This window comes from Viridibacillus sp. NPDC096237 (assembly GCF_050278625.1).
In the GTDB taxonomy this organism is placed as follows: Bacteria; Bacillota; Bacilli; order Bacillales_A; family Planococcaceae; genus Viridibacillus.
Genome location: NZ_JBNNTI010000003.1, coordinates 69412 through 88031, shown reverse-complemented (window position 1 = coordinate 88031; position 18620 = coordinate 69412). Strand labels below are relative to the sequence as shown.

Sequence of the window (18620 nt, the reverse complement as noted above, 5' to 3'; positions counted from 1 at the left end):
ACTGCTACATGTGTATAACTATTATTTAAACGCTTGGGCTGCATGTATAGCCTTTTTCCAGCCTTTGTATAAGTTTTCGCGTCTATCTTCTTCCATATTCGGACTGAATTGCGTGTCTAAATTCCAGTACTTCGAAATCTCATCTTGATCCTTCCAAAATCCAACTGCTAAGCCAGCTAAGTACGCTGCACCTAGCGCTGTTGTTTCATTAATTGATGGTCGTTCTACTGGCACATCCAGTAAATCTGCTTGGAATTGCATTAACAGATTGTTCATGACAGCTCCTCCATCAACACGTAATGTTTTTAACGATATACCGGAATCTGCTTCCATTGCACCTAGCACATCTTTTGTTTGATATGCTAATGATTCAAGTGTCGCGCGTATGAAATGTTCTTTTTCTGTACCTCGTGTTAACCCAAATACAGCTCCACGTACATCACTATCCCAATATGGTGTACCTAATCCAACAAATGCAGGGACAACATACACACCCTCAGTTGAGTCAACCTTTTCTGCATAGCGCTCACTATCTTTTGAATCATGGAACATCCGCAAACCATCTCGTAACCATTGAATAGCTGAGCCGGCTACGAAAATGCTACCCTCTAGTGCATATTCCACTTTCCCATCAATTCCCCATGCAATCGTTGTTAACAAACCATTATCTGATTTTACAGCCTTTTCACCTGTGTTCATAAGCATAAAGCAACCTGTACCGTAAGTGTTTTTCACCATGCCACTTTCAAAACACGCTTGACCGAATAACGCTGCTTGTTGGTCACCTGCAATACCGGCAATAGGTACTTCTTGACCAAAGAAGTGATTTCCATCCGTTAAACCATAAACTTCAGACGAAGGACGAACTTCCGGTAGCATAGATGATGGAACACCTAAAATCTCTAGTAGCTCTTCATCCCATTTCAAGTCGTAAATATTATACATTAAGGTTCTAGAAGCATTCGAATAGTCGGTTACATGTACTTTCCCATCGGTTAGTTTCCAAATCAGCCATGTATCAATAGTACCGAATAATAGATCACCATTCTCCGCTTTTTCTCTTGCTCCTTCAACATTATCTAATATCCACTTCACTTTTGTGCCTGAGAAGTATGCATCAATGAGTAATCCTGTTTTATCTCTAAATAAATCATTATAACCTTTCTCTTTCAGCTCTTCACAAATGCCCGCTGTTTGGCGTGATTGCCATACAATAGCATTATGAACTGGTTTTCCCGTATTTTTATCCCATACAACTGTTGTTTCACGTTGATTGGTGATACCAATCCCTTGAACTTGATCTGCATGGACGTTTTTCTCTGAAAGGACACCCGCTATGACAGATGAAATTGAGCTCCAAATTTGTTCTGCATTATGCTCTACCCAACCTGATTGTGGGAAGTATTGTGGAAATTCCTGTTGAGCACTATTAAAAATATTGCCTTCTTCGTCAAATAAAATTGCACGTGAGCTTGTAGTACCTTGATCTAATGCTAGAATATACTTTTTTGTCATATGATGACCTCCAGATATTAATTTATTTTACAACTTTATTCACTGTAGCTTGTGCTCCTATGAAAATTGCTATCACGATTAATCCAACTATCCAAAATGTAATACTATTTTCACCTTCAAATACTTGCTTATAGAACAACGCTCCAAATAGCCCTCCAATAATTGGACCAACTACTGGTACCCATGAATAACTCCAGTTAGAATCTCTTTTCCCTGGAATCGGTAGAAAGAAATGTGCTATACGAGGTCCTAAATCACGCGCAGGATTAATAGCATATCCTGTTGGGCCACCAAGTGCCATACCAATTACGATAATCAAAGCACCCACGATTAATGGATTTAAACCGGCTGTAATATTATTAGTGCCTATAGCTAAAATACCAAGAACTAAGATGAATGTGCCAATCATCTCCGTAGTTAAATTCGATAACGGATGATTATATGCTGGACCTGTACAAAATACACCTAGTTTCGCATCTGGATCTTCAGTCGGTTTCCAATGCGCTAAATAAGTTAAATAAACTAATATCGCTCCGATGATCGCTCCAATCATTTGAGCAAGTATGAACATTGGAACATCTGACCATTCGAATTTTCCAATCGTTGCTAATGCAATTGTCAGTGCAGGATTTAAATGTGCGCCACTTATCCCCCCAACTGCAAACGCGGCCATTGCTACTGCAAGACCCCAGGCAACAGTAATAACGATCCAACCACCATCTTTTCCTTTAGAACCTTTCAAAGAAACAGCCGCAACAACGCCGCCCCCGAACAATATCAAAATCATTGTCCCTACCACTTCTGCCATAAAAGTTGACATACTGAACTCCTCCTTCTTAATAACGATATTATGAAAGCGTAAACAATAAAATATATTCCTATAGAAATCAAGTTATGCTCACTTAATATTAATAATAATATGGCTAAAGGTAAAGTATGTAAAAAAATAATTTACAGAAAAGCCCCCCAGATAATCCGGTTATCTGAAGGGTCTAGCGGTACAATCTATTCACTAATTGTAGTCTTTAATATTTGTTTACGCTCAAGTTATTATTAAATTAAAAAATTCCGGTGTTTACACTCATAAAAATAAAAAAGCAGCCTCATTTGAGACTACTTTTCCCTTTTTTACAATTTCTCAACCATTTTTTTAGTTGTGACGGCGAAGAAAAAATAATACTGTTCACATTAGATTTCACCATAACACTCATAACCCCTGGTCTAACATCAGTAGGGAAGCGCCAAACCCATCGCAAAAACTCTTTATCGACTTTTTCAAGACACCCCTCCCCCATATCAGGTCTTGTCCTCCCGCGATATTGAATAGTACGTTTTAATACTCGATAAGTGCAAATCTTATTAGAAAAATCAAGAAAGATAATAAGATCTGCATATTTCACGCGCATTTCTAGCGACGAATCAAAATTTCCATCAATAATCCAAGCAGGCTTTTCCAACTCTAATTGAAGTCTTTCTATAAAATCTGCTTTATTAGATTTCTGCCAACCAGTTTTCCAATACATAGCATCTAAATGTACGAGAGGTAATTCCCACAATTCACTTAATGTACGAGACAATGTGGATTTTCCCGCTCCTCCAGATCCAATAATTAAAACCCTTTGATGCTTTGCTGGGTACTTCACTTAATATCCCCCTAGCCTTTTTACTCTTTTATAATATATTTATCTAATGTTTTTGCTACGCTATTAATAAAGCTATTTCCCGCTCCCCAATCAAAACGGAAAAAAGGACCTTCTCCACTACCAGAAGCGACTGCGCGGACTTTCGTTTTACCGTCTAGATTATCAACTATTACTGTTAAACTTGCACGATTATTAGTACGCATATAATATTTTTTTAATTGATACAAACTACTACTTGTTAATTCCCTACAATACGTTCATATTGATCAATTAGCTTCCCTGAAAAACTATCATCCACAATATTCGTTTTAATACACTCTAATACACGTTGAGGTTCAATTGTTACGTAAAATTCTGTTACGGTCATAGCTCTCACTCCTTTATGTATAACTCTATTACGTTAGGAGTCTACCATAGGTTTCAAATTACAAGAAAATTCAATTAATATACATTTTAATCTTGATCCATAATTAGTTAAAACATTTGTATTGTTAAACTTATTCACATTATGTTGGTCTAATTTTAAATTCGTAATAATGACCATTTTGTTCAAGTAGAGTTATCCCAATCATGACATCCTTTTCAATTTTGTACTGTCTGCTGCAATATAAAGGTCCTAATAAAAAAACGATCTTCTCTCTGCCAAATAGTGAGAAAAGATCGTTTTTATTAAAACTTCAAAAAGAGTATTACCTCTTATATATTTCTAATCTAATTCAGTTTGTTTGGTTTCTGTACCTAGTGCAACAATTGCAACTACACCTATTATTATAGAAATACAGAAGATACCGAAAATCAAATTTAATTCATAACCTTTTGCAACAAGTGAACCTACAAGCAACGGTCCAAAGATTCCACCTAATCGTCCAACAGAAGCAGCCATACCTGCACCTGTACCACGGATAACCGTTGGATACTGCTCTGGCGTATAAGCATACAAAGCACCCCAAGCACCTAGATTAAAGAATGATAAAAACATCCCCGCTACAAGTAAAAGACCGGTTGTTTCAGCATTACCAAAAACAAACGCACTTACTGCAGTTCCTACTAAATAGGTAGCTAAGACAAATTTCCTACCTGCTCTTTCAATCAACCAAGCAGCTGTAAAGTAACCTGGTAATTGTGCTAATGTCATAATAAGCACATATTTAAAACTTGCTATTAAACTAAAACCCTTCATAACCATTACACTAGGTAACCATAAAAACATGCCATAATAAGAAAAGACAATTGTAAACCAAACGGTCCATAGCATTAATGTACGACGAGCATATTCTTTTGACCAAACATCTTTAATATTTTGACTGATACTACGAACAACATCTTTTTTAGCTGTAAACTGCGGTGAATCTGGTAAATGTAAACGCAAGTATATAGCATAAACTGCCGGAATAGCTGTTAATAATAATGCAATGCGCCAGCCGTAGTTTGGAATAACAAAATAAGAAATAAGTGCTGCTAATAACCAACCGCCAGCCCAAAAACTTTCTAATAGAACAACAATACGTCCACGTTCATGTGATTCAACACTTTCAGAAACAAGAGTTGAAGCTACTGGCAATTCCCCACCAAGGCCCATACCAATAAAAAATCTTAAAACCATAAATGCTGCTAAAGTCGTCACCAATGCTGATAAACCACTAGCGACCGAGAAAATTACAAGTGTCCATATAAATACTGATTTACGGCCAATACGATCCGCTAATATACCAAATACAAAAGCTCCGACTGCCATACCAATTGAGTTAATACTACCAATCCAACCCATTTCACTTGGTGATAGCATCCATTCTTTTGCTAGAGCTGCTATTACAAAAGATAAAATACCAACGTCTAATGCATCAAACATCCACCCAATCCCAGCAATACCTAAAAGCTTATTACGAGATATTAACTTAGTACCTGCTTGTTGATTCATCGTCATCATTATTCCTCCACATGTCTTTACACTTGAATACACATTTGATTACCATAACTATACACACCTTTATATTTTGTGACAAGATGCAAAAGAAATTCAAATTGTTCGAAAATTTAACAATTACCTATTGAAACATATACCCAAAATGCGTTAAAATGTCTTTTATAGAAAAACAAATGTTTTTTCAGGATGAACAAAAAGGAGAATGTTTATATGTGGAAAGGTCTTATCGATCACTATAAAGAATATTTACCTGTCACAAAAAATACACCTGCACTTACTTTGCATGAGGGTAATACACCTCTCATTCATTTAAATACGCTATCAAAAGAACTAGAAATCGATCTTTTCGTTAAATATGAAGGTTTAAATCCAACAGGTTCATTCAAGGACCGAGGCATGGTCATGGCTGTAGCAAAAGCTGTTGAGGCTGGAAGTAAATTTGTTATTTGTGCTTCAACAGGAAATACATCAGCTGCAGCTGCAGCATACGCAGCACGCGCTGGCATCCAAGCTATTATCGTTATACCAAAAGGTAAAGTGGCTGCTGGTAAACTAGCACAAGCTTACATGTATGGTGCAAAAATTATCGAAATTGATGGTAACTTTGATGAAGCTCTTCAAATTGTTCGCGACATTAGTGAAAACACTTCAGTAACATTAGTAAACTCAGTTAATCCATACAGATTAGAAGGCCAAAAAACAGCTGCTTTTGAAATCTGCGACGGTCTAGGCAGTGCACCGGATATTCTTGCAATCCCTGTAGGAAACGCAGGTAACATCAGCGCTTATTGGAAAGGCTTCAAAGAATACAATGCCAAAAAGCATACAGGTCTACCTAAAATGTTTGGTTTCGAAGCAGAAGGTGCTGCTGCAATCGTACGTGGAGAGATAATTCCACATCCTGAAACTGTTGCTACTGCTATTCGTATTGGGAACCCGGCAAGTTGGAAACTCGCTGAAGCTGCTCGTGATGAATCAGGCGGTAAAATCGCTGCAGTTACAGATGAAGAGATTTTAAAAGCATACCGTTTAATTGCTTCTAAGGAGGGCGTCTTTGCAGAACCGGGATCAGCCGCTTCTATAGCTGGTGTACTTCAATCCGTTGCAAATGGCTCTATTCCTAAAGGAAGTCGTGTAGTAGCTGTATTAACAGGCAATGGATTAAAGGACCCTGATACAGCTGTAAAAGCTTCTAAGGTTGATATGGCATCTTTAGCAAATGACGAAAATGAAATTCGCACTTATATAGAGGGATTACTATGACAACAAAATGGTCCATATCTGTTCCAGGAAGCACCGCAAATCTTGGTCCAGGATTCGACTCTATTGGACTAGCATTAGGTCTCTATTTAACATTAGAAGTAACTTTACAAGAACATTGGGAATTCGATCATCGCTCAGAACATCTTCCTGTAAACGTTGCAATTAATGACCATCTCGTCTATAAAGTAGCTAAAGAAGTAGCTGAGCGGCATAATACTAAACTCCCTGCTTGTAAAGTTGTGATGCACAGTGAACTACCACTTGCACGTGGACTTGGAAGTAGTGCATCTGCTATTGTGGCAGGTATTGAAATTGCAAATCAAGTATGTGAATTACAACTCTCTATCGAAGAGCGTTGTAAACTTGCATCTAAAATTGAAGGACATCCTGACAATGCAGCAGCATCTGTATACGGTGGCCTAACAATTGCTTCAACATTACCTAACGGTCGCTTAGAATTGATAAATGATCGTGATGTAGACGCTGCATTTGCTGTTTTCATTCCAAGTGTCGAATTAAAAACAGAGGAAGCTCGTAAAGTATTGCCAGGGAACTATGACAAAGCATACGCTGTTCACGCAAGTGCCAATGCCAACATGCTAACTGCTTCTTTACTAATTAAAGATTATGAACGTGCTGGAAAATTCATGGAGAATGACTTATTTCATGAACCATTCCGTGCAAATTTAATACCTAATTATCATGAAATTCGTCAAACAGCGAAGGATGCAGGTGCATATGGTACAGCAATTAGCGGTGCAGGTCCAACCGTCATCTCATTAATTTCAAAAGATCGCGTAAATGCTTTCGTAGAAAAAATGAAGCCACTATTCCCGTCTTATGATATTAAGGCAGTTCCTGTAGATACAAAAGGTGTTCAAGTTACAAAGGAATAATAGAAATGAAAAATGCCAAGATTATGTGTCCCTTGGCATTTTTTTTTGGCAAAAACATCGGTGTGTTAAAGTTATCACATGCTTTTTCTTATAAACCGTTATAAACAAAAAGCGTTAACTATAAAAATGGAAAGAAAAACAACAGCTTCCCACTTTGATACATTAGTCTCCTATTCAATCAAATTAATTGACATTTCTACACCCTGTAACTATAATGATTACATGTTAGGCGGTGACCGATATGGTGAACAGTCGTGTTTCTGTCGCTATACACATTCTTTCTTTAATCGCTAGAACAAATGATTCTAACCTACTTACATCTGATTGGATTGCTGGCAGTGTGAACACTAACCCTGTCGTTATACGTCGTATTAGTAGCCAGTTAAAAAAGGCAAACTTAATTGTCTCCAATGCAGGAGTTGCAGGATATCAATTAGTCAAAGAACCGAAAGACATTACGCTACTAGATATATACAGGGCTGTACAAGCACCTGAAGAGTTATTTGCAATTCACGATAACCCGAACCCAGAATGTGCTGTCGGACAAAAAATTCAATCCACGTTAGATAACGTATTTCAATCTGTTCAGCGAGCAATGGAAGATAAATTGACAGAAGAAACGCTACAAGATGTATTAGATCAACTCTTTCACTAAGAGGCGATCTTTTTTTAAAAACAACTTGTAACTATATTTGTTACAACATATTTTAAGGAGGCAAACATTATGAAAATTGGTATTATTGGTGCAACAGGTAAAGCAGGTAACTTCATTTTAAAAGAAGCAGTATTACGTGGACACGAAGTAACTGCAATCGTTCGTAGTGCCGCAAAACTAGCGGACAAAGGTGTAACTATTATGGAAAAAGATATTTTTTCATTAACTACTGAAGATATACAAGGATTTGACGCTGTTGTTAATGCATTTGGGACTCCAGCAGGTGAAGAACACTTACATGTAGAAGCTGGACGTAAGCTTATCAATATTTTACAAGATGCACCTAATACTAAACTATTCGTAGTTGGCGGAGCAGGTAGCCTATTTGTTGATCCAGAAAAAACATTGAAAGTGATGTCTACACCAGATTTCCCTGCAATCTATTTACCAACAGCTGAAAATCAAGGCATAAATTTAGAGGACTTAAAAGCATCATCTATCACTTGGACATTCTTAAGTCCATCTGCTTTCTTCGATCCAGAAGGTTCACGCACTGGTAAATATATTGTAGGCATAGACCATCTATTAGTTAATACAAAAGGTGAAAGCTACGTTAGCTACGCTGACTATGCAATTGCAGTATTAGATGAATTAGAAAATCCAAAATACGTAAATGAAAGATTCACTGTAGCATCTGAAAACTAAATTCATATTACTAAAAAAACAGGTCCCATTATAAAAGGGCACTGAAAAAGTCCATAAAATGAATTTTAGCCATGGCGGAAACGATTAATCGTTTCTGCCATGGCTTTTTCTTCGATGCCGTTAATTTCCGTTCCGGCGGATGCTTTTCCAGGGGACGAACCTTGAGCCTCCTCGTCTAACGCTCCTGCGGGGTCTCAAGATGTTCACGTTCCCCAAGGAGTCTCCGCATGCACTCCAATCAACTAGTTTTATCGTTTTTCTGAGTTTTTCAGTGCCCTCCCATTATAGGACCTGTTTTTTTCAAACTAATAATACTAAACTAATAGCCATTACCGCCATGCCAACAATAACACCATATATCGAAGTATGTGCCTCGTCATATCTCTTTGCTGCTGGCAGTAATTCATCTAACGATATGAATACCATAATACCGGCAACACCAGCAAAAAGCATTCCGAACACAATATCATTTAAGAACGGCATTAAAATCAAATACGCTACAAATGCTCCGACTGGCTCTGCTAAACCTGATAGAAATGAGAGATTAAATGCTTTTTTACGGTCTCCTGTCGCAAAGAAAATTGGGACAGAGACAGCAATTCCCTCTGGAATATTATGAATAGCAACCGCAATTGCAATCGCAATACCGAGATTCGGATCTTGCAATGCAGATGCAAATGTCGCAATTCCCTCTGGAAAGTTATGAATCCCAATTGCAAGTGCAGTGAATATACCCATCTTCATTAACTTAGCATATTCATCATCTGATGGCCCAGCCTGCATATCTTCAACTTTTTTTACTTCATGTGGATTTTCATGTTTAGGGATCATTTTATCAATAAGTGCGATTAACAACATACCAGCAAAAAAACCAATTACCGTAAATGTATATCCTTGCTTCTCCCCTAATTCACCAACGAGCGAATCTTTAGCTTTCACAAATATTTCAACAAGTGAAACATAAATCATAACACCTGCAGAAAAACCTAAAGAAAAAGATAGGAACTTCGTATTCGTCCTAGATGTGAAAAATGCTATTAAACTACCTACTCCTGTCGCTAAACCAGCGAAGAGTGTTAATGCTAAAGCGAAAACAACATTTCCATCCATAAGCTCAACTACTTTCTCTATTAAAATGTTAATCTCATTGTATGCAAAATGTTCCCTTTACGCAATTTTATTTAGACAAGGAAAATAAAGTGAGTTCAAGGAAATTCCAGATAATAAGAACACTTTTACAGGCGTACACAACTTCCACGAGTACTCCATTTAATTTTTATCTACTAATCTAATTAATTGTTATGATGATTTGTACATCCTTATAATAAGTAATATAGATAACCTATTTTTAAAATGTCTCAATTTTGGAGTGACCTCTAATGAACTATATAAAACGCGGTACTGTAAACTTCCGGAACGCGAATTTGGCATATTCGCCGGAGCTTTTAGTGCGTTTGCTAATCTATACAGGACACAACCATTACTCCCGACTTTCACAAAAGCATTTTACATTTCACCTACAATAGCTAGTTTGTCATTGTCAGTAACTACTTTAACATTAGCCTTCAGCATGATAATCATTGGCTCATTATCTGAAGCCTGGGGTAGAAAGAAGATTATGACTTTCTCCATGTTTGCAGGTGCAATTTTAACTCTGTTAATTGCTTTAGCGCCTAGTTATTCAACTTTACTTACATTAAGAGTTATACAAGGAATTGTATTTGCCGGTCTCCCCGCCATTGCTATGGCCTATTTAGGAGAAGAAATGGACCCTAAAAGTTTAGGGATTGCTATGGGATTATATATTAGTGGAAATACAATTGGTGGATTAGGTGGACGAATTATCGTTGGGACGATGACTGATTTATTTAGTTGGCGGATTGGAATGATTTCGATTGGGGTGATTAGTTTTGTAGTGAGCTTCGCCTTTTACTTTGCTGCCTGCCTCTAAACACTTTGAAGCAAAGAAACTTAATGAAAAAGCACTGTTCCACTCATTGATTCAGCATTTGAAAGATCCCGCATTACTTAGTCTATTCGGATTAGGTTTTTTGTTAATGGGGAGCTTCGTTACGCTTTACAATTATATCGGCTTCCAATTAGTGGAGCCGCCCTTTTCATTAAGTCAAACGATTGTAGTGGATATTCATCATCTACCTTGTTGGGACATTTAGTTCTGCATGGTTCGGATGTCTTTCTGATCGTTTCGGAAGATATAAAATGTTAGTCATTGCAATAGTCATTATGTTTATTGGTGGCATTGTTACGTTAGAAAATCACTTACTTTTAAAGATAGCTGGAATCGCCATTTTCACTTTCGGGTTCTTTGGTGGACATTCTATTGCTAGTGGCTGGGTTGGACGACGTGCTACACATGATAAAGCACAAGCATCTTCACTATACCTATTCTTTTACTATGTAGGATCAAGTGTTGGTGGAACAGTAGGTTGAATCTTCTGGACAGTATACGGCTGGCATGGGGTTATTGGTATGATAATAAGTTTTCTATTTGCCTCTTTCATATTAGCATTTCACTTGCGTAAAACTCTGCATGAACAAGCTCTATAGGTCAGAAAAATATTTAGCTAACTAACAAAGGTAGTTCCAATTGAATAATTATTCTACTGTTGATAAATATGAGTACTATTATATTAACAGATTAATATTTCACCAGAATATACAAATCATCACAAATTATATTGATTGTTGGTATAATTAGATATGATACATGACTAGGTTTTAAGAATTTTCAGTTGGAGAATCTTATAGTCGAATCTACTTCTATATTAGGAGAAGAGAGATGAATTTTAAGAAAAGATTAGTTATCGCATTGTTATTAACATCCTTTATTTTTACTTCAGAAGGTGTACCTGGGGCAACTGCCGGAGAACGTTTAGAATTTAGTAATAATGACATCAAGTTGAACCCTGAAAAATCGACTGACTTGTCACCAGTTAAAGAAGGAGATGCAATTGCCTCATCCTCAACTATAGCTAACCAGCAAATCAACTTTCGAGGTGAAGGGTTTGCTGGTTTTACATATAGAGGCGGAAAGTCATTTGAAGTCTCTATAGCAAATGACGGAAATGATTCTTTTAAATGGGTTATCATTGCCCCTGATAATTCACGATTCCATTCAGGGACACTACAAGCAGGAGAAAAAATGAAGTGGATTTATCCTGATTTTGATGCTCCTAATGGATCTTATGGGCTCTACATTTATAGCTCCCTAGGGATCAAGAATCCTGGCCTTGCAAAACTATTTGTTAAAAATATTGAATTGTAGAAAGTCTCTTAACCCTAATAAGGGTCTTTCTTATGATTTTTGATGGTCTCAAAACAAAACAACCAGTCGTCTATAGATATTGACGACTGGTTGTTTTATTTAATTTCGATAAATTTCAACTAACATTATATTAATATTTGTTTATTCATCTGCTTTTTTCTGTGCTAACTCTTTAAATATTCGTTTTCTACGTTCATACCATATTACTGCAATGATAAACCAAGTGTATCCCATCGACCAACCTGCTAACACGTCTGAAGCGAAGTGACGGCTCTCAGCAACACGTGACATACCAATAAGTACTGTCATCACAACGGCTCCTACCCAAGTGAATATCTTCACCTTTTTAGAATATTGATATTCCGTTGCTAAATAAGCCAATGTAAACAAATATAATATCCCCGTCATGGAATGTCCTGAAGGAAAGCTAAAACTTTTAAGCTGATCTGGTATATCAGGACGTGGTCTCTGCACCCACATTTTCAATAATTGATTTAGTACATTACCAGCTGCTATTGTTACAAGAACAAAAAGCATTCCTCGGTAATTATGGTCTTTTATCCATAACACTAATAATAAAATAATGGCGATGACAACAACGAATGCTGGCTCACCAAAGTAATGGAAAAACCCTAAGAATTCATTACCTTTCAACAAATCAGATACTTGCTGATCTAGATTGATTATCCAATTACTTTTTATATTAAAAAAAAGCACGATATATACGACGGCGGTAACTATCGCAAGTGGATAAAATAACTTTTTCATACTAATCCTCCTTAAGCTTGCGATTATCATTTCTTTTACTATAGCCCTTTTTAACTCGATCTAATAGCAAAACGAGTGAAAATAATAAAAAAATGCTCTAGCATCGTGCTAGAGCATTTTCAGTAATAAGCTAGGGGAGCTTATATTATTTTGTTGCTTTTACTTCATAGACGTCTTGGCTTGATTCGATAATATATGGTGGTTTTGGTTTTCCGATATTCGCTTTATGACCAGCGATGTGCTCCGGACTCTTCTCCCAATTTTTCCAATCTTCTTCACTTTGCCATTGAACGAGTATCATTACTTCCTCGTCTCCACGTCTAACTTTCTTCACAAGTACTTTCAAATCAATGAAACCAGGTTGTTTAGCTAATGGTGTATCGCCACTAAAACGCTCTACAACTTGTCCAGAAAAACCTTCCTGTACAATAATTCGTTTCGCTTGATAGAACATATTATAATGCTTTCTCTACTTCATCAATCATTAATGATACTGATTGTAGTCCGCCACCTGATAGGTACCAAACTTCCGGGTTCAAGTAGAACATTTTTCCATCTTTATAAGCTTTTGTTTTCTTCACTAAAGCATTTTCAATTGAGTCTTTAGCAGATGCACCTTCAGTTACGATTGCATCGCGGTCAACTACAAAGATAATATCTGGGTTTTTCTCTAAAACGTATTCAAATGATACGTTTTGTCCGTGAGTTGAAACTTCAATACCTTTGTCAGCTGCTTTAAAACCAAATACATCATGAATTATGCCAAAACGAGATGCTGGACCGTAAGCACTGATTTTACCTTCTGAACCAAGGATGATTAATGCTTTTTTATCTAAAGCAGATGCTTTTTCATGGATTGTAGCAATTTTATCATCAACTTTTGTTAGTTCTTCTTTTACTTGATCTTCTTTACCGAAAATTTTACCCGCTAATTCTGAGTTAGCTTTGAATGATTCCATGTATTTTGAAGTATCTAATCCTACATATACAGTTGGAGCGATTTCTTTAAATTGTTCGTAAAGACTAGCTTGACGACCAGAGATGAAGATTACATCTGGTTTTAATGCAGCGATTGCTTCAAAATCAGGCTCTTTTAACGAACCAGCGTTTGTATAATCAGAACTTTTATATTGTTTCAGGTAACTTGGAACTGAATCTTGTGGTAATCCAGCAACTTTAACACCTAGAGTGTCAAGAGTATCTAAGAATCCCATATCAAATACAACAACTTTTTCAGCGTTTTTCTTAACTTTTACTTCGTCTTTCACGTTATCAGAAGTACCGTCATCTTTTGAAATACCAAAGTCATTTGTAATTGTAATTTCTTCTGCTTTTGAACCTGAAGTTGATTCTTCTTTTTTATCGTCTTTAGAGCCACAAGCTGCTAATACTAACAGCATCGCACAAACTAGCGTAAGTAATTTCCAGTTTTTCATTGGGTAAAGTCTCCTTTTATTATGAATTAAAATATACACAAATACGGCAACTATTCATTTCTTGAATAGGGATATCCATATCGTAAATTTCTTTTAATGATTCTGAGTTGATGATGTCATTTGTTGGACCGTCTTTTACAATACGACCATCCTTTAAAGCAACAATTCGATCTGAATAAACAGAAGCGAAGTTGATATCATGTAAAACAATGACTACTGTTTTCCCTAAATCATCCACAAGTTTTCTTAGGATTTTCATAATCTGCACTGAGTGCTTCATATCTAAGTTGTTAAGTGGTTCATCAAGTAATATATATTCAGTATCTTGAGCAATGACCATCGCGATGAAAGCACGTTGACGTTGTCCACCAGACAATTCGTCCAAAAAGTCATTTTGTATTTCTCCCAAGTTCATATACTCAATCGCTTGGTCGATCATTTTCACATCTTCCTCATTTAAGCGACCTCGAGAATATGGAAAACGGCCAAAAGATACAAGCTCACGAATAGTTAAACGCACATTCATATAGTTCGATTGCTTTAATATTGATACCCTTGTAGCAAAATCGTTTGAATTCAACTTTTTCACATCCGAGCTGTCTAGAAATACTTCGCCGGTGTCTGCATCAAGTAAACGACTTACCATAGAAAGAAGCGTAGATTTACCTGCACCATTTGGGCCGATAAAAGACGTGATTTTGCCGCGTTGAATGTCGACACTTACCTTATCAACTACAACTTTCTTGCCGAAAAGTTTAGATATTTCTTTTACTTGGATCATGCAGATCGACTCTCCCTTAATAATAGATAGATGAAGTAGATACCACCGACAAAGTTGACGATAACACTTAATGTTGTTGAGAATGTGAACACACGCTCAACAATCCATTGCCCACCAATTAACGCCACTAGACTTATAATACTTGCACCAGTGATTAATACTGTGTGCTTGTACGTTTTAAAGAATTGATAAGACAAGTTTGCTACGATTAAACCGAAGAATGTTATCGGTCCTACTAGGGCAGTTGACGATGCAATTAAAATCGCTGAAATAACAAGCATTCGTTTCACGACTTTATCATAAGGAACACCTAAATTGACGGCATTATCTCTTCCTAGTGACAGTACATCCAAGTCACGAACCATTCGCCACCCGTATATCATCGTCACTAATACGATGACTAATGCAAACCATACTAAGTCGCCACTTACGTTGTTAAAACTCGCAAACATTTTATCCTGCACGCGCATAAATTCGTTTGGATCAATTAACACTTGCATGAATGTTGTTAAACTACCTAACAAAGTACCAAGAATAATACCTACGAGTAGTAGGAAGTAGATTGGTTGTTTCCCTGTACGGAACAGGAATTTGTATAGTAGAAGTGCAAACCCTATCATGACTAATAACGATAGAACGAAGTTTACTTTCACATTTATAATTGCTACATGCCCAGAGCCTAAGAAGAAAATAATCACTGTTTGCAATAGCAAGTAAAGTGAATCTAGCCCCATAATACTTGGAGTCAGAATGCGGTTATGTGTAATTGTTTGGAAAACAACGGTTGAATACGCGATTGCAACACCTGTTATGGCCATTGCTAGAACTTTAATCCCTCGACGTGGCAAGGCATAGTCATAACTTCCATTTAAACCTTGAAATAAATATAAACTACAGAATAGTGCAGCAAATGCTGCTAATAGTATCATTTTCGTACTGTTACGCATACGCCTTCCCCCTAAATAACAAGTATAAGAAGACGCCACTACCAATTACCCCAACCATTAAGCTAATTGAAATCTCATAAGGATAAATCAATATCCTACCTAGAATATCGCAGGCTAATAAGAAAATTGCACCTAATAAAGCGGTATGCGGAAGTGTTTTTTGTAAATGATCTCCCTTAAAGATCGATACAATGTTCGGAATGATTAAACCAAGGAAAGGTATCATCCCAACCGTTAGCACAACGGTTGTTGTAACGAGTGCCACGAGGATTAAACCAAAGTTAACGATTCTTCTATAAGCAAGACCGAGATTTTTTGAGAAATCTTCACCCATACCCGCAACCGTAAATCGGTTCGCATATAAATATGCGATAATTAATATAGGTACGCTTATGTATAAAAGTTCATAACGCCCCTTCATAATCATAGAGAAATCACCTTGTAACCAAGAGGATATATTTTGAATAACATCCGCTTTATAAGCGAAAAACGTCGTGATAGACGATAAAATATTTCCGAACATTAAACCAACAAGTGGAATAAAAATGGCATCCTTGAATTTAATGCGATTTAAAATTTGCATAAATAACAGCGTGCCGGCTAGCGCAAATACAAATGAAACCGCCATTTTTTCAAGCAAAGATGCATTCGCAAACAGTAACATTGATACTAGTATGCCTAGCTTAGTGGCATCTAATGTACCTGCTGTTGTGGGCGAAACAAATTTATTTCTACTAAGACTTTGCATGATTAAACCTGCAATACTCATTCCCATACCAGCCAAAAGGATGGCAATTAGTCTTGGCACGCGACTAATTAGGAAAATTTGAGTTTCTTCAGATTCAAAATCTAACAAATCTGTTGGTGAAATTCGACTCACTCCTACAAAAAGCGATAGAAGTGATAACAAGATGAGTGCTATAAATAGGTATCGTTTCTTCATTGTAATCCCCGTTGTATTCATTTTATGAGTGTATAATCTCGTTATTGAAAATGATTATCATTTACTCACAATTCCCATTATAACATGACGACTTTTTCCGTCAACCCTTTTATGAGAATGATTATCATACCACAATGACAGTTTAATGAACTCAAAAAATTACTATTTGCTTTAATACCCTGGTATAGAGCCATTTATTAGTAAAACGCTTTCGATACTTTGCATTTTATTATCTTTATTATCTTCATTTTCTTCTTACTAATTTTGTGATTAATACGTAAAATCATAGGCCTTTTATACGTTAATTTCATATTTTTTATAAAAAAAAAGCTCAGAGATTCGGAAAATCTCTGAGCCTTTTTATTGTCTATTAACGGATACCTTGCATCGCTTTAGAAATAATTGGTGAAATCATTAACATTACGATACCTAGAAGAACTGAAGCTGTACCTAATGTACCAAAGTACGCAACTTCACTAATTTTATCAAATACTTTTACTAACTGTGCATTAATTGCTTGTGCAGCTGCACTCGTTAGGAACCATAAACTCATGGTTTGCGCACTAAATGCCTTTGGTGCTAATTTAGTTGTAACAGATAATCCTACAGGGGATATCAATAATTCACCTATAACAACAAGGAAGAAACTTAATACTAACCACCATGGACTTACTAAAGCTGTACCTTCTGAAAGAAACGCTGGAATTACCATAATAATGAATGAGAACCCCGAGAAAAATAACGCCAATGCAAATTTAACTGGTGTAGATGGTTGTCTGGTTCCTAATTTCATCCAAATCCATGCAAATAAAGGTGCCATTGTAATAATGAATAAAGGATTTAATGATTGGAACCAAGAAGATTCCAATTTAAATGACCCCATTGTTAAGTCAGTACGTGAGTCTGCATACGTCCCAAGAATATTTGCCCCTTGTTCTTGTATTGCCCAGAACATGACAGCAGCTATGAACATTGGTATATATGCCAATACACGAGATTTTTCTTCTACATTAGTTTTTGGACTTCTATACATCACCACAAAAAATGCTGTAGGGATTACAATCCCTAAAATAGAAATGAATAATATAACATTGTTAATTGTTAATTGATCGTTTATATATGCAATCACCGCTAGTACTGCAACAACTAAAACGCCAATGATTGTTTTTATTGCTAATTTAGAAAATTCTTCTTTTGGTAGCGGGTTATTAATTTGTGTACCTGCTAACCCTAGATGTTTCTTTGAAGTAATTACATACATAATTAAGCCTAGGAACATACCAATTGCCGCAATTCCAAAACCTAAATGGAAGCTGTACTTTTGTCCAATAGTTCCGACAATTAAAGGTGCAGTGAATGAACCAAGATTAATACCCATATAGAAAATACTGAAACCTGAGTCTCTGCGGTCATCAGTTTCAGCATAGATGTCTCCAACAAGACTTGAAACATTAGGTTTTAATAAACCTGTACCCATCACAATAAATACCATGGAAATTAATAGCATTGTCAATCCACCCGGGAATGACAAACAAATATGCCCCATCATTATTAAAATACCACCGTAAAACACAGTTCTTCTAGTACCTAATATACGGTCAGCAATCCAGCCACCAATAATACCTGACATATATACAAGTGATCCATATATAGCGAAAATTGAGTTAGCTGTCGTTCGATCTAATCCTAGCCCACCATCATTTAAACTATAGTACATAAAGAAAAGTAAAATTGCACGCATACCATAGTATGAAAAACGTTCCCAAAACTCAGTAAAGAATAATGTCATTAATCCTTTAGGATGCCCTACAAAACCTTTTTGAGGAACCGACTTAACGATATCTTCCTTCGTTGTCAT

The 18620-nt window shown here is 36.5% G+C and carries 19 protein-coding genes and 1 pseudogene; 6 read left to right on the top strand and 14 right to left on the bottom strand.

What is annotated here, in order from left to right:
• Positions 1–21: 21 nt before the first annotated feature.
• From glpK to ACQKMD_RS04185, 6 genes are all read right to left on the bottom strand, one after another.
• Positions 22–1515 carry a glycerol kinase GlpK gene (gene glpK / locus ACQKMD_RS04210; protein WP_427749759.1) on the bottom strand — a complete coding sequence of 498 codons (1494 nt, stop codon included), beginning with the start codon at positions 1513–1515 and terminating at the stop codon, positions 22–24.
• Between the two features lie 22 nt (positions 1516–1537).
• Positions 1538–2335 (bottom strand): MIP/aquaporin family protein, encoded by a 798-nt coding sequence (locus ACQKMD_RS04205; RefSeq protein WP_427749757.1) that lies wholly within the window; start codon positions 2333–2335, stop codon positions 1538–1540.
• A 283-nt stretch (positions 2336–2618) separates the two neighbouring features.
• The gene (locus ACQKMD_RS04200) at positions 2619–3158 is read right to left on the bottom strand and encodes an adenylate kinase (protein WP_427749755.1); all 540 of its coding nucleotides are present in this window, start codon (positions 3156–3158) and stop codon (positions 2619–2621) included.
• Positions 3159–3178: 20 nt separating this feature from the next.
• The gene (locus ACQKMD_RS04195) at positions 3179–3385 is read right to left on the bottom strand and encodes a DUF6054 family protein (RefSeq protein ID WP_427749754.1); all 207 of its coding nucleotides are present in this window, start codon (positions 3383–3385) and stop codon (positions 3179–3181) included.
• An 11-nt stretch (positions 3386–3396) separates the two neighbouring features.
• Entirely contained in the window at positions 3397–3525 is a 129-nt protein-coding gene (locus ACQKMD_RS04190; protein WP_427749752.1) for a hypothetical protein, read from the bottom strand.
• Between the two features lie 339 nt (positions 3526–3864).
• On the bottom strand, positions 3865–5082 hold the full coding sequence (locus ACQKMD_RS04185) for an MFS transporter (RefSeq protein ID WP_427749750.1): 1218 nt from the start codon (positions 5080–5082) through the stop codon (positions 3865–3867).
• A 210-nt stretch (positions 5083–5292) separates the two neighbouring features.
• Between ACQKMD_RS04185 and thrC the strand changes: the two genes are divergently transcribed.
• The 4 genes from thrC to ACQKMD_RS04165 all read left to right on the top strand — a co-directional run bounded on the left by thrC (position 5293) and on the right by ACQKMD_RS04165 (position 8601).
• A complete protein-coding gene (gene thrC, locus ACQKMD_RS04180) occupies positions 5293–6345 on the top strand; it encodes a threonine synthase (RefSeq protein ID WP_427749748.1) in 1053 nt (350 codons plus the stop codon).
• Complete coding sequence (gene thrB / locus ACQKMD_RS04175; RefSeq protein WP_427749747.1) at positions 6342–7241, top strand: homoserine kinase; 900 nt, start codon at positions 6342–6344, stop codon at positions 7239–7241. The genes thrC and thrB overlap by 4 nt, the downstream gene beginning before the upstream one ends.
• A 241-nt stretch (positions 7242–7482) precedes the next feature.
• Positions 7483–7896, top strand: a complete 414-nt coding sequence (locus ACQKMD_RS04170; protein ID WP_427749745.1) for an Rrf2 family transcriptional regulator — start codon at positions 7483–7485, stop codon at positions 7894–7896.
• Between the two features lie 69 nt (positions 7897–7965).
• Complete coding sequence (locus tag ACQKMD_RS04165; RefSeq protein WP_427749743.1) at positions 7966–8601, top strand: NAD(P)-dependent oxidoreductase; 636 nt, start codon at positions 7966–7968, stop codon at positions 8599–8601.
• A 300-nt stretch (positions 8602–8901) separates the two neighbouring features.
• On the opposite strand, the gene zupT is transcribed toward ACQKMD_RS04165, so the two are convergent.
• Positions 8902–9711, bottom strand: coding sequence for a zinc transporter ZupT (zupT, locus tag ACQKMD_RS04160; protein ID WP_427749741.1), 810 nt, complete (start codon positions 9709–9711; stop codon positions 8902–8904).
• A gap of 269 nt (positions 9712–9980) precedes the next feature.
• Between zupT and ACQKMD_RS04155 the strand changes: the two are divergent.
• Positions 9981–11169, top strand: a pseudogene (locus ACQKMD_RS04155) (MFS transporter).
• Between the two features lie 232 nt (positions 11170–11401).
• Positions 11402–11887 (top strand): hypothetical protein, encoded by a 486-nt coding sequence (locus ACQKMD_RS04150; RefSeq protein ID WP_427749739.1) that lies wholly within the window; start codon positions 11402–11404, stop codon positions 11885–11887.
• Between the two features lie 141 nt (positions 11888–12028).
• On the opposite strand, the gene ACQKMD_RS04145 is transcribed toward ACQKMD_RS04150, so the two are convergent.
• The 7 genes from ACQKMD_RS04145 to ACQKMD_RS04115 all read right to left on the bottom strand — a co-directional run bounded on the left by ACQKMD_RS04145 (position 12029) and on the right by ACQKMD_RS04115 (position 18620).
• Positions 12029–12655 carry a phosphatase PAP2 family protein gene (locus ACQKMD_RS04145; RefSeq protein WP_427749738.1) on the bottom strand — a complete coding sequence of 209 codons (627 nt, stop codon included), beginning with the start codon at positions 12653–12655 and terminating at the stop codon, positions 12029–12031.
• A gap of 145 nt (positions 12656–12800) precedes the next feature.
• Positions 12801–13109 carry an antibiotic biosynthesis monooxygenase family protein gene (locus tag ACQKMD_RS04140; RefSeq protein ID WP_427749736.1) on the bottom strand — a complete coding sequence of 103 codons (309 nt, stop codon included), beginning with the start codon at positions 13107–13109 and terminating at the stop codon, positions 12801–12803.
• Position 13110: 1 nt separating this feature from the next.
• Complete coding sequence (locus tag ACQKMD_RS04135; protein ID WP_427749734.1) at positions 13111–14091, bottom strand: siderophore ABC transporter substrate-binding protein; 981 nt, start codon at positions 14089–14091, stop codon at positions 13111–13113.
• Positions 14092–14110: 19 nt separating this feature from the next.
• Complete coding sequence (locus ACQKMD_RS04130) at positions 14111–14872, bottom strand: ABC transporter ATP-binding protein (RefSeq protein ID WP_427749732.1); 762 nt, start codon at positions 14870–14872, stop codon at positions 14111–14113.
• The gene (locus ACQKMD_RS04125) at positions 14869–15819 is read right to left on the bottom strand and encodes an iron chelate uptake ABC transporter family permease subunit (protein ID WP_427749729.1); all 951 of its coding nucleotides are present in this window, start codon (positions 15817–15819) and stop codon (positions 14869–14871) included. The genes ACQKMD_RS04130 and ACQKMD_RS04125 overlap by 4 nt, the downstream gene beginning before the upstream one ends.
• Positions 15812–16762: an ABC transporter permease gene (locus ACQKMD_RS04120; protein ID WP_427749727.1), complete on the bottom strand. Its 951-nt coding sequence runs from the start codon at positions 16760–16762 to the stop codon at positions 15812–15814. Before ACQKMD_RS04120 ends, ACQKMD_RS04125 begins: the two co-directional genes overlap by 8 nt.
• A 370-nt stretch (positions 16763–17132) precedes the next feature.
• Positions 17133–18620, bottom strand: coding sequence for a peptide MFS transporter (locus tag ACQKMD_RS04115; RefSeq protein ID WP_427749725.1), 1488 nt, complete (start codon positions 18618–18620; stop codon positions 17133–17135).